Raw genomic sequence first — 11,362 nt, 5'->3', positions numbered from 1 at the left:
TGTGGGAGCGAGCAAGCCCGCTCCCACATTTGTTCCTCGGTGTTCTAGAGAGCTGTGTTTTCTTCTGCGGAATACATCCACCGCATCAACGAATGCCGGCCGCTGATGCCCATCTTGATCGCCGCCCGCTTGAGGTAGCTCTCGATGGTGTTGACCTTCAATGCCAGTTGCTCCGCCAGTTCCGGTGCGGTACGCCCGGCCAGCAACCCTACGCATACCTCAAGCTCGCGGCTGGAAAGGGCCAGGCCCGATTGCGCAAGGCGTTCTTCAAAGCGCCGGCGCAAGGTGTCGATGCCTTGTTGCTGCGGTGCTTCGCTGTCCGGGCCAGTGGGTTGCAGGGCACTGATGTGCTTTTCAACCATGGGCAGCAGCAGGGAGGAGAAGTCTTGCAGGATGATCCGTTCCTGCTGGGAAAAACTCTGTGACGGGTTGGCGCGATACACCGACAGCACGTAGCTGACGTCATCCTTGCGCCGGGTCAGGTGCAGTTGTGCGGCGGCCTGGGCCTCGTCCAGTTCGAGCACCGGGTCGGTGTACACCGGGCTGATGCCCTGTACACGGGCACTGCCGGCCTTGCGCGGAGCGTGTGCCTTTGAACTCACGGGCATCTGGGTGATGTGCGTGGCGTCGACCGCCAGCTGGGTGAGGATCAGGTCGTGCAGCATGCGCGGGAAATGCCGGCTGCCGGTGCTGGCGATGACTTTGCCAATGTGAGGGAACAGGTGTGAGTTCATCATTTCATCCATGAGTTTCAAGGAGGGCGGCGTACAGGGCAGTGATATCCATGACTGCCGCCTCGTATGCTAGTACAGGCTGTCGCAAACGGGCCAATGAATGGATCAAATTTTTTGCGGTGCAGGGCGCAACGGGAAAAGCCCGACCTTTTCAGGCCGGGCTATTGATAAACGTCGCGCCTGCTGGTGAATTTACTTCAAGCGTGATGAACGTTTTGTTGCACCGCCCGGGATTTGGGCTTCACGGCGCAGGCGTTCAGTGCCTGGGCAACGTCGGCCAGCAAGTCAGCGACATCTTCCAGGCCGGCGGAAAGCCGCACCAGCCCTTCGGAAATCCCGTGGTGGGCGCGTTGTTCCGGGGTATAGGTGGAGTGGGTCATGCTGGCCGGGTGCTGGGCCAGTGACTCGGCGTCCCCGAGGCTTACCGCCCGGGTAAACAGCTTCAGGGCGTTCATGAAGCGTCGACCCATGTCGATGCCGCCCTTGAGTTCAAACGCGATCATGCCGCCGGACTGCTTCATCTGCCGCGCGGCCAATTCGTACTGCGGGAAGGAACGCAGGCCGGGGTAGGTCACCCATTCCACCAGGGGATGGGCCTGCAAGGCTTCGGCGATGGCCAGGGCATTGCTGCAATGGCGGTCCATGCGCAGGGCCAGGGTCTTGAGGCCGCGCATCAGCAGGGCGGCGTCCTGGGGCGACATCACCGCGCCGGTCAGGTCCTTGAGCCCTTGCAGGCGAATGCGCTGGGCCAGGGCCTGGCTGCTGACCGCGATCCCGGCGGTGATGTCGCCATGGCCGCTGAGGTATTTGGTGGCCGAGTGCACCACCACGTCGGCGCCCATTTCCAGCGGGCGCTGCAGGTAGGGCGTGCAGTAGGTGTTGTCCACCACCACGGTGATGCCGGGTTGCTGGTGGGCGATCTCGGCGACGGCGGCGATGTCCACCAGTTGCAGGTTGGGGTTGGCCGGGGTTTCGAAGTAAATCATCCGGGTGGCCGGGTTGATGGCCTCACGCAGGGCGTTCGGGTCGGTGAGGTCGACGTGGCGCACCTTGATGCCGAATTCGCCGATGCCGTGGTGCAGCAGGGCGAAGGTGCAGCCGTAAAGCGTCTGGCTGACGATGATCTCGTCACCGGGGCGCAGCAGGGTCCAGAACGTCGCGGCAATCGCGCCCATGCCGGAGCTGAAGGCTACGGCCGCTTCGCCGTTTTCCAGGGTGGCCATGCGCGCTTCCAGCAGGGCCAGGGTGGGGTTGGAGATGCGGGTGTAGAAGTGCCCGCTCTCTTCACCGGCAAAGCAGGCGGCGCCGTATTCGGCAGTGGGGAAGGCGAAGGTTGCCGACAGGTAAATCGGCGGCACGAGGGCGCCGTGGTGGTCCTGGGGGTCGTAGCCGTGGTGGATGGCACGTGTGGAAAAGCCGAACGTATTGTGTTTATTTTTCATGGTCGGACGCTCCTTATTTCCTACAATGCTATGCTTATAACTGCGGCCGAACGTTCCATAGTTTGCCGGGAAAACCCGGTAGATTGGGATGAAAAACAATAAAAATGACGTTTTGAGGCAAGATATGCCTGTTCATCTGGATCGGACTGACAAGGCGCTTTTAAACGCTTTGCAGGGCAATGCGCGGTTGACCGTGGCGGAGTTGGCGGAGCGGGTGTCGCTGACCACTTCGCCGTGTTGGCGGCGGGTGAAGAACCTTGAAGACAGCGGGGTGATCGGCGGTTATCAGGCGATCCTGTCGCCCAAGGCGCTGGGGTATGGGGTGACGGCGTTTGTCAGCATCATGATGGACACGCACACCCGCGAGGTTGCCCGGGCGTTTGAGCAGCGGTTGCTGGAGATTCCCGAGGTTGTGGCGTGCCATAACGTTTCCGGGCGGTATGATTTTTTGCTGGAAGTGGTGGCGAAGGATCTGGAGTCGTTTGGGGAGTTTGCGCGGGAGGTGTTGCAGAGCTTGCCGTGTGTTAAGGAGATTTATTCGAGTTTTTCTTATAAGTCGGTGAGGCCGTTGCGGGTGATTCCTTTACCGGAGTGAGGGTGTACATATCCATTTCTGCGGTAACGGCTGATATGGGTTCCGCTCTTACAGCGGGTCACTTTGGAAAAGCCCCAAAGTAACCAAAGGGCTCTGCCCCGCCTGTCGGCACCTCGCCTAGGCTCGGTGTTCCCTCACTCCGGCGATGCTCCGCGGGCCGCCGCGATGGGCCATCCTTGGCCCAGCGCGGCTAAACCGGCGTCCTGCCGGTTTACCCGCTCCGCACCCCCTGCGTTCGGCCTCGGGCTTATTGGGGCAGTCAGAGCCAGATCAAGATCAAAAGCAAGAGCACAGCGGCCTACAGGCCGGCTTGAGTGGTAGAAGCCAGAGCAAAAGCCAAAGCGAAAGCCAAAGCTGAAACTGATGCACCTCTGCTTTTCTGTGGGAGCTGGCTTGCCTGCGATGCAGACACCTCGGTTTTTCAGGTACACCGAGGCGATGCCATCGCAGGCAAGCCAGCTCCCACATTTGACCGTGCCCGCTGTAGATGTTGATCTTGATGTTGCCTTTGCTTCACACCACTCAAGCCGGCCTGTAGGCCGCTGTGCTGTTGATCTGCTTTTGATCTTGATCTTAGGCGCCCCGTTAAACCACGCTGGCCGAACGCAGGTAGTACGGAGCGGGTAAACCGGCAGGACGCCGGTTTAGCCGCGACGGGGCAGGGACGCCCCGTCGCGGCGGCCCGCGGAGTAATGCCGGAGTGAGGGCACACCGAGCATTAGCGAGGTGCCGAGTGGTGGGGCAAGAGCCTTTTGGTTACTTTTGGGCTCCTTTCAAAAGTGACCCGCTGTAAGAGCGGAACCCATATCAGCCATCACCCAAAAAACGGATATACCCCCCAACCCCAAAGACGCATACGTCATCCAACGTATTCCCCGCCCAACCCCATCCCGCGAGACTGCTCCCGACAGCCAACCCACCCTCCGGGAGCACCTCGATGACCGACACCCTGATCAAAGTCGACCTCAACCAACCCGTCACCGAAAACGAGCAAATCCACAACCGTTGGCACCCGGACATCCCGATGGCCTGCTGGGTCAAACCCGGCGATGACTTCATCCTCGAAACCTACGACTGGACCGCCGGCGCCATCAAGAACAACGACGACGCCAGCGACGTGCGCGACGTCGACCTGTCCACCGTGCATTACCTGTCCGGCCCGGTGGGCGTACACGGCGCCGAACCCGGCGACCTGCTGGTGGTCGACCTGCTCGACATCGGCGCCAAGGCCGACTCCCAGTGGGGTTTCAATGGTTTCTTCTCGCGCCAGAACGGCGGCGGCTTCCTTACCGACCACTTCCCCAGCGCACAAAAAGCCATCTGGGATTTCAAGGGCATGTTCACCAGTTCCCGGCACATCCCGGGCGTGAACTTCGCCGGCCTGATCCACCCCGGCCTGATCGGCTGCCTGCCCGACCCGGTGATGCTCGCCGACTGGAACCGCCGCGAGCAGGAACTGATCGACACCAACCCGACCCGCGTACCGCCCCTGGCCAACGCGCCGCTGGCTGCCACTGCACACATGGGCAAGCTCAAGGGCTCGGCCCGTGACGATGCCGCCGCCACCGGCGCCCGCACCGTGCCGCCCCGTGAGCATGGCGGCAACTGCGATATCAAGGATTTGTCCCGCGGTTCGAAGATCTATTTTCCGGTGTACGTCAACGGCGCCGGCCTGTCGGTGGGTGACTTGCACTTCAGCCAGGGCGACGGCGAAATCACTTTCTGCGGCGCTATCGAAATGGCCGGCTGGGTGCACATGAAAGTCGAGCTGATCAAGGGCGGCATGGCCAAGTACGGGATCAAGAACCCGGTGTTCAAGCCAAGCCCGATCACTCCCAACTACAAGAATTACCTGATCTTCGAAGGCATCTCCGTCGACGAACAGGGCCAGCAGCACTACCTGGACGTCAACGTCGCCTACCGCCAGGCCTGTCTCAATGCGATCAACTACCTGACCAAGTTCGGCTACTCGCCAGCCCAGGGGTATGCGTTGCTTGGCTCGGCACCGGTGCAGGGACATATCAGCGGCGTGGTGGACATTCCCAACGCCTGCGCGACGTTGTGGTTGCCGACCGAGATCTTCGAGTTCGACATCAACCCCAACGCCAGCGGTCCGACCAAATTCCTCGACGGCAGTATCGACCTGCCCATCGCACCGGACCTGTAGCCATGCCGACCTACGAATACGCCTGTGAGTCCTGCGGCACCTTCACGATGCTGCGGCCCATGGCCCAGCGTCACGAACCCAGCCAGTGCCCGTATTGCGACAGCCCGGGCGGGCAGTTGCTGCTGTCGGCGCCGGCGCTGACCACGCTGTCGGCCAACCAGCGCAAGGCCATTGCCGGTAACGAGCGCAGCGCCCATGCGCCACAAACCGTCGGCGAATATCAGGAGGCGCGCAAGCACCCGGCAGGTTGCAGTTGCTGTGGCACCAGCAAACCGGTGGTGCCGAGCAAGGCCAACCCGCTGGGGCTCAAGACCAAGACCGGGCCGCGGCCCTGGATGATCAGTCACTGACCGAGGAGATTTGCAATGCGCCATGGCGACATTTCCAGCAGCCCGGACACGGTCGGCGTTGCTGTCGTGAACTACAAGATGCCGCGCCTGCACAGCAAGGCCGAGGTCATCGATAACGCGAAGAAGATTGCCGACATCATTGTCGGCATGAAGCAGGGTTTGCCCGGCATGGACCTGGTGGTGTTCCCCGAATACAGCACCATGGGCATCATGTACGACCACGACGAGATGATGGCCACCGCCGCGAGCATTCCCGGCGAGGAGACGGCGATTTTCTCGGCGGCCTGTCGCCAGGCCAACACCTGGGGCGTGTTTTCCCTGACCGGTGAGCGCCACGAAGAACACCCGCACAAGGCACCGTACAACACGCTGGTGCTGATCAATAACCTGGGGGAGATCGTCCAGCGTTATCGCAAGTGCATTCCGTGGTGCCCGATCGAGGGTTGGTACCCGGGCGACCGCACCTACGTGTGCGACGGGCCCAAGGGCATGAAGATCAGCCTGATCATCTGCGACGACGGCAATTACCCGGAGATCTGGCGTGACTGCGCAATGAAAGGCGCCGAGCTGATCGTGCGTTGCCAGGGCTATATGTACCCGGCCAAGGAGCAGCAGGTGCAGATGTCCAAGAGCATGGCCTGGGCGAACAACTGCTATGTGGCGGTGGCGAATGCGGCGGGGTTCGACGGGGTGTATTCGTACTTCGGGCACTCGGCGATTATTGGTTTCGATGGCCGTACCCTGGGGGAGTGCGGCGAGGAAGAAATGGGCATTCAGTACGCCCAGCTCTCGGTCTCGCAGATTCGCGATGCGCGGGCCAACGACCAGTCGCAGAACCACCTGTTCAAGCTGCTGCACCGTGGCTACACCGGCATGCACGCCTCGGGCGACGGGGACAAGGGCGTGGCGGAGTGTCCGTTCGAGTTCTACCGCACCTGGGTGCTGGACGCGCAAAAGGCCCGGGAGAATGTCGAGGCCTTCACCCGCAGTACGGTCGGTGTCGCCGAATGCCCGGTGGGGCAACTGCCCCATGGCGGTCAAGAAAAAACGGCGGGTTAAGGCATGCGGTTTACCTTTGAACCGGCCCAGGTCATGGCCTTGCTGCGCAGCCGGATTGTCGGCCAGGACGCGGCCCTGGCCCAGGTGGAAGGCTTGCTCAAGGTGGTCAAGGCCGACATCGGCGAGCGGGAGCGGCCATTGAGCGTCAACCTGTTCATGGGGCCGACCGGGGTCGGCAAGACGGAAATTGTCCGGCTGCTGGCCCAGGCATTGCACGGGCGGGCCGACGGGTTCTGCCGTATCGACATGCACACCCTGGCCCAGGAGCATTACGCCGCCGCCCTGACCGGCGCACCGCCGGGTTATGTCGGCAGCAAGGAGGGCATCAGCCTGTTCAACAGTGAACTGATTCAGGGCAGCTACAGCCGCCCGGGTATCGTGCTGTTCGACGAACTGGAAAAGGCCAGCCAGGAAGTGGTGCGCAGCCTGCTGGGCATTCTTGAAAACGGCCAGCTGACATTGGCGGGCGGCGCTCGCACCCTGGACTTTCGCAACAGCCTGATCTTCATGACCAGTAATATCGGCGCCCAGCAGGCGCGTCGGCATCGGCAGCGTTTTGCTCCGCTGCGCTGGTGGGGCCGTGGTGAAGCGGGGGTGCTGGAGGACGCCTTGCACCGCCATTTCGAGCCGGAATTTCTCAACCGCATCGACCGCATCCTGATGTTCGAGCCCATCGACCATCAATGGCTTGAAGCGCTGCTTGAGGTGGAACTCGGCAAACTCAATCAACGCTTGGCGGCGCAGCAACGCTCGCTGGTGCTGGATGACTCGGCGCGGGCCTGGCTGTGCCGCGACCATGACGCGCGCTTTGGTGCGCGCGCCCTGGGCCGTCGGCTGCGGGTCGAGCTGGAACCGGCGATTGCCGAATGCGTTTTGCGCGAACCAAGTGTGGGGCCCATGGGGGCGACGGTCGGCAGCGATCGTTTGGTGGTTTCGCAACAGGCGACTTGCATCCCCTGAATTTCAGGCTAATATAACCCGGGTAAAACAATATACTCCGGGTAAAAGTCATGAGCGCATCACACTGCACTGCCTTCCTTGGCCACCAACGCGTGGCCGCCGGCTCTTATGCCGACGTCGCCAAAAACCTGAAAAGCCTCGATCTGTCGGCGGGCAGTTTGCTGGTGTTCGATGACGCCAGCGGTGCCCAGGTCGACTATCCCTGGCCGGCCGGCTACGCCCCCCAACAGCCGGCGGTCGCGGTGACCGAGCCCGAAGTGCCAGCGTCACCTTCCGTAGGCCGACCAAAGCTTGGGGTGGTCGCGCGTGAAGTGACCCTGTTGCCCCGGCATTGGGAGTGGCTGGGGCAACAACGCGGCGGCGCCTCGGCGGCCTTGCGCCGGCTGGTGGATGAAGCACGCAATGCCCATGCCGAGCACGATCAGCGACGTCAGGCGAAGGAATCCAGCTATCGTTTCATGAGCGCCATCGGCGGCGACCTGCCGGGGTTTGAAGAAGCCTCGCGGGCCCTGTTTGCCCAGGACGGCGCTGACTTTTCCAACAAGATTGCGCACTGGCCGGTGGATGTGCAGCTGTACCTGGCCTGGTTATCACGCAACGCTTTCCCTGCCTAATTGCATCGAGATCCGAACCTTCATGGAAGTCACCCAGCAACGACCGTTGTGGCAGATCTACCTGATCTTTCTGGCACCCATGGTGCTGTCCAATTTCCTCCAGAGCTTTTCCGGCACGCTTAACGGCATCTATGTCGGGCAGATGCTCGGCACCCAGGCGTTGGCGGCGGTGTCGGGGATGTTCCCTATCGTGTTTTTCTTTATCGCCCTGGTGATTGGCCTGGGGGCCGGTGCTTCGGTGCTGATCGGCCAGGCCTGGGGCGCCCAGGAAACCTCGATGGTCAAGTCGATCACCGGCGCCACCCTGACCCTTGGCGCCCTGATCGGGGTGATCGCAGCGGTGCTGGGCAGCGTGTTCGCCCGCCCGGCCATGCTCGCGCTGGGTACGCCGGTGGACGTGCTGGACGACGCGGTGGGTTATGCGCAGATGATGATGTTGATCATGCCGCTGCTGCTGGTGTTCATCCTGTTCACCCAACTGCTGCGGGGCGTCAGCGACACGGTGTCGCCGTTGCTGGCGCTGGTGGTGTCGACCACCGTGGGCCTGGTGCTGACCCCGGCGTTGATCAAGGGCTGGCTGGGTTTGCCGCCGATGGGTATCCAGAGCGCGGTGCTGGCAGGGCTGGTGGGCAACGCCCTGGCGATGACCTTTCTGGTACTGCGCCTGCGCCATAAAAACCACGTGATGGCGCCGGACCGCGAGTTGATGGCGGCGCTGCGGCTGGACCGGGTGATCCTCGGCAAGGTCCTGCGTATCGGCCTGCCCACCGGCTTGCAGATGGTGGTGTTGTCGCTGTCGGAGCTGGTGATTCTGGCGCTGGTCAACAGCCATGGTTCCCAGGCGACAGCGGCGTATGGGGCGGTGACGCAGATCGTCAACTATGTGCAGTTTCCGGCGCTGTCGATCGCCATCACCGCCTCGATTCTTGGGGCGCAGGCGATCGGGGCCGGGCGACTGGAGCGGATCGGGCCGATCCTGCGCACCGGGATCCTGATTAACCTGTGCCTGACCGGCGGCTTGATTGTGCTGGGGTATGGGTTATCACACTGGCTGCTGGGGTTGTTCATTACCGACGTGGACGCGCGGGTGAAGGCTGAACACCTGCTGCACATCATGCTCTGGAGCATCCTGGTGTTTGGCTTCCAGGCGGTGGTGGGCGGGATCATGCGGGCCAGCGGGGTGGTGCTGGTGCCGGTGGGGATTTCGATCTTTTGTGTGTTGGGGGTGGAGTTGCCGGTGGCGTACCTGCTCAATGCGCGGTTTGGGCTGGAAGGGGTGTGGATGGCCTTTCCAGTGACGTACCTGGCGATGTTGGCGTTGCAGACGGCGTATTACCGGTTGGTATGGCGGCACAAGCAAATCAAGCGACTGGTGTGAGGGGCGGCTTTCTTACAAGATGATGAACAGTGTCCCTCAGGGGGAACGTTGATTTGGAACTCTTTTTTGGCTGATTACCACAGAACAGTGGTCCAAGTACTGACGTATGAAGGCGACTTGTCAGGGCGCTGATCTACGTTGGTCTTGGAGGGAAGCAGACGACCCAACCCATTAGAGAGTAAATATTCATGTCATCAGTGAACATGCCGCAGACGCAAGCACCTGGTTCGAATCAATTCGGTCAGGGCACTAACTCTTCACAGGGCTCCAACCCCTATGTCAATGCAAACAAGCGAGACATAGGCGGGGTATTCAATGCCAACATTGACCTGTTCCGGGACCCCGATACCGGGAACGTCACGCAAGAACAACTTCGTGAAATTGCCAATCGCCCAATGACCGGCAGGGTGGCCGAGGACAATATGACGATGTTGGCCAACGAAGTTCTGCGACGCCCTGAATTGAACAGTAAGTTGGTGCCGAAGTCTGAGTGGGAACCGCCCAAGGCCGATGAAAAAAATAAGGACTTGCCAGTTGGGGGGAAGGGCGACGGCCTGCAGCGCCAAAGGGTAGAGAACTCTGACAAGGGCACGGGGCAGGCAAATCCGTTTGCCGGCAACAGTGACGCGCAACTTGCCGATTACGCGCTCGCCGCCTTCAGTTCACTGGCAGACAAAGACGGGGCCATCACCCATGATTCCCTTACCTCCGTCGCTTCCGGAGAGCGCTCGGATGGTAAGCCAGCGTCCAAGGCAGAGATAAACCTGGCCAACGCGCTATTGGAAAAAGGCACCTTCTTTAACCAACTCGACAAGGGCGATGGGACACTTGATGGTCGTATCACCAGAGACGCTCTAGATAAGGTTTCCAATCCACACGACTACATGAGTGAGTTACAACTTGTTGAAAACTTCGACAACTTATTCTCTACGTTTCTGAGGCCGGATGAGAGATTTGTAAGTACGGATGACATCAGGGAGGCCGCTGGGGAACGGCCGACAACGAGGGTATTTAGCGATGAAGCAAAAGCACTGGCCAAAGCGCTTCTTAAACACCCTGATTTGATACGTCGCATGGACTCAGCGGCTACGGATGACGGAAAAGTGGACGGCCTGATCGGCACGAGCGATCTCACGAACTTGAAATCCAGTTTGTCTAAACCATCTGAATGACGACAGGGCACGTCAAGGTTGCCGTCAGGCGGCCTTGGCTTCGTCAGGCGGGCCTGATTCGTCGCATTAGCCGCCCTGTGTGCGCACTCCGCTGAAATACCGACTGGGCACCTCGCCCAATACACGCTTGAACACCGTCGCAAAGGCACTCGGGCTGCTATACCCCAAGTCCAGCGCCACCCTCGTCACCGGTTCGCCGTTACCCAGACGCACAATCGCCGCCAGCAGGCAGGCTTGCTGGCGCCATTGCAGGTAGCTGATGCCCGTGGCCTGGCGGAACTGCCGGGTAAAGGTCCGGCGGCTCATGCCGGCGTCGAGGGCCATGGCATCAATGCTGACTTCCAGTGAGGGCTCGGCCAGAAACGTCTCACAAGCCTTTGCCAATCGCGGCTCGGCGGGCAACGGCGCGCAGAGTGGCAACACCGGCATCTGCGCGATTTCGTGCAGCAGCAAACCCATCAGGTAACTGTCGCGCCCCCCCGCCGCATAACGCGCAGGCACCTCAACGGCCTTCTCCAGCAACTGCCCAAGCAACGGTGATACGTCCAGCACCTGACACGCCTGGGGCAGTGCCAGCCGCCGCGCCGCCTGCGGGCGAATGTAGGTGTTGAGCATCGTCACTGGCCCGCGCATCAGCATGGCGTGTGACACATGGGGCGGTACCCAGATGGCCCGGTGCGGCGGCACGACCCAGTTGCCGGTGGCGGTGTAGACGGTGATGACACCCCGGCTGGCATAGGCAAACTGCCCGCGCGGGTGGGCGTGGGCGGGGAACAGTTCGCCGTCGGCATAGTCGATCGCGGTCACGACCACGTCGCGGGGGGTGTTTTCGTAGGGATGAATATCGGGCATGGCCTGATTCTAGCCTTTGTTGACCCACAATCGCAGGCG

The 11,362-nt window shown here is 61.4% G+C and carries 11 protein-coding genes; 8 read left to right on the top strand and 3 right to left on the bottom strand.

Features of this window, described 5'->3' with window-relative positions:
- Positions 1 to 44: 44 nt before the first annotated feature.
- Both HKK54_RS32085 and HKK54_RS32080 read right to left on the bottom strand, forming a co-directional pair.
- Positions 45 to 746, bottom strand: coding sequence for a helix-turn-helix transcriptional regulator (locus HKK54_RS32085; protein WP_169389074.1), 702 nt, complete (start codon positions 744 to 746; stop codon positions 45 to 47).
- A 185-nt stretch (positions 747 to 931) separates the two neighbouring features.
- Positions 932 to 2,176, bottom strand: coding sequence for a methionine gamma-lyase (locus HKK54_RS32080; RefSeq protein ID WP_010167187.1), 1,245 nt, complete (start codon positions 2,174 to 2,176; stop codon positions 932 to 934).
- 124 nt (positions 2,177 to 2,300) lie between these two features.
- On the opposite strand from HKK54_RS32080, the gene HKK54_RS32075 reads away from it, so the two are divergent.
- The 8 genes from HKK54_RS32075 to HKK54_RS32040 all read left to right on the top strand — a co-directional run bounded on the left by HKK54_RS32075 (position 2,301) and on the right by HKK54_RS32040 (position 10,471).
- Positions 2,301 to 2,771 (top strand): Lrp/AsnC family transcriptional regulator, encoded by a 471-nt coding sequence (locus HKK54_RS32075; RefSeq protein ID WP_169389073.1) that lies wholly within the window; start codon positions 2,301 to 2,303, stop codon positions 2,769 to 2,771.
- Between the two features lie 937 nt (positions 2,772 to 3,708).
- On the top strand, positions 3,709 to 4,938 hold the full coding sequence (gene fmdA / locus HKK54_RS32070; RefSeq protein ID WP_010172896.1) for a formamidase: 1,230 nt from the start codon (positions 3,709 to 3,711) through the stop codon (positions 4,936 to 4,938).
- A gap of 2 nt (positions 4,939 to 4,940) precedes the next feature.
- Positions 4,941 to 5,288: an FmdB family zinc ribbon protein gene (locus tag HKK54_RS32065; protein ID WP_010172894.1), complete on the top strand. Its 348-nt coding sequence runs from the start codon at positions 4,941 to 4,943 to the stop codon at positions 5,286 to 5,288.
- Positions 5,289 to 5,303: 15 nt separating this feature from the next.
- Positions 5,304 to 6,347, top strand: coding sequence for an aliphatic amidase (locus HKK54_RS32060; protein ID WP_169389072.1), 1,044 nt, complete (start codon positions 5,304 to 5,306; stop codon positions 6,345 to 6,347).
- Positions 6,348 to 6,350: 3 nt separating this feature from the next.
- Positions 6,351 to 7,307, top strand: a complete 957-nt coding sequence (locus tag HKK54_RS32055; RefSeq protein ID WP_169389071.1) for an AAA family ATPase — start codon at positions 6,351 to 6,353, stop codon at positions 7,305 to 7,307.
- A 50-nt stretch (positions 7,308 to 7,357) separates the two neighbouring features.
- The gene (locus tag HKK54_RS32050; protein ID WP_169389070.1) at positions 7,358 to 7,921 is read left to right on the top strand and encodes a DUF2239 family protein; all 564 of its coding nucleotides are present in this window, start codon (positions 7,358 to 7,360) and stop codon (positions 7,919 to 7,921) included.
- Positions 7,922 to 7,943: 22 nt separating this feature from the next.
- Positions 7,944 to 9,299: an MATE family efflux transporter gene (locus tag HKK54_RS32045; protein ID WP_169389069.1), complete on the top strand. Its 1,356-nt coding sequence runs from the start codon at positions 7,944 to 7,946 to the stop codon at positions 9,297 to 9,299.
- A 188-nt stretch (positions 9,300 to 9,487) separates the two neighbouring features.
- Positions 9,488 to 10,471, top strand: a complete 984-nt coding sequence (locus tag HKK54_RS32040; RefSeq protein WP_169389068.1) for a hypothetical protein — start codon at positions 9,488 to 9,490, stop codon at positions 10,469 to 10,471.
- Between the two features lie 66 nt (positions 10,472 to 10,537).
- Here the strand turns inward: HKK54_RS32040 and HKK54_RS32035 are convergent, their stop codons facing one another.
- The gene (locus tag HKK54_RS32035) at positions 10,538 to 11,323 is read right to left on the bottom strand and encodes an AraC family transcriptional regulator (RefSeq protein WP_169389067.1); all 786 of its coding nucleotides are present in this window, start codon (positions 11,321 to 11,323) and stop codon (positions 10,538 to 10,540) included.
- Positions 11,324 to 11,362 lie beyond the last annotated feature (39 nt).

Origin of the sequence: Pseudomonas sp. ADAK13, assembly GCF_012935715.1 — a bacterium.
Classification (GTDB): Bacteria; Pseudomonadota; Gammaproteobacteria; order Pseudomonadales; family Pseudomonadaceae; genus Aquipseudomonas.
The sequence above is the reverse complement of the archived record's forward strand: the minus strand, read 5'-3'. Positions and strand labels throughout refer to the sequence as shown.

What these genes read in the sequence shown, in the direction of transcription:
- HKK54_RS32065 (WP_010172894.1), top strand. Translation starts at nt 4,941, where the DNA reads ATGCCGACCTACGAATACGCCTGTGAGTCCTGCGGCACCTTCACGATG.
- HKK54_RS32040 (WP_169389068.1), top strand. Translation starts at nt 9,488, where the DNA reads ATGTCATCAGTGAACATGCCGCAGACGCAAGCACCTGGTTCGAATCAA.
- HKK54_RS32080 (WP_010167187.1), bottom strand. Translation starts at nt 2,176, where the DNA reads ATGAAAAATAAACACAATACGTTCGGCTTTTCCACACGTGCCATCCAC.
- HKK54_RS32085 (WP_169389074.1), bottom strand. Translation starts at nt 746, where the DNA reads ATGGATGAAATGATGAACTCACACCTGTTCCCTCACATTGGCAAAGTC.
- fmdA (WP_010172896.1), top strand. Translation starts at nt 3,709, where the DNA reads ATGACCGACACCCTGATCAAAGTCGACCTCAACCAACCCGTCACCGAA.
- HKK54_RS32045 (WP_169389069.1), top strand. Translation starts at nt 7,944, where the DNA reads ATGGAAGTCACCCAGCAACGACCGTTGTGGCAGATCTACCTGATCTTT.
- HKK54_RS32060 (WP_169389072.1), top strand. Translation starts at nt 5,304, where the DNA reads ATGCGCCATGGCGACATTTCCAGCAGCCCGGACACGGTCGGCGTTGCT.
- HKK54_RS32050 (WP_169389070.1), top strand. Translation starts at nt 7,358, where the DNA reads ATGAGCGCATCACACTGCACTGCCTTCCTTGGCCACCAACGCGTGGCC.
- HKK54_RS32055 (WP_169389071.1), top strand. Translation starts at nt 6,351, where the DNA reads ATGCGGTTTACCTTTGAACCGGCCCAGGTCATGGCCTTGCTGCGCAGC.
- HKK54_RS32035 (WP_169389067.1), bottom strand. Translation starts at nt 11,323, where the DNA reads ATGCCCGATATTCATCCCTACGAAAACACCCCCCGCGACGTGGTCGTG.
- HKK54_RS32075 (WP_169389073.1), top strand. Translation starts at nt 2,301, where the DNA reads ATGCCTGTTCATCTGGATCGGACTGACAAGGCGCTTTTAAACGCTTTG.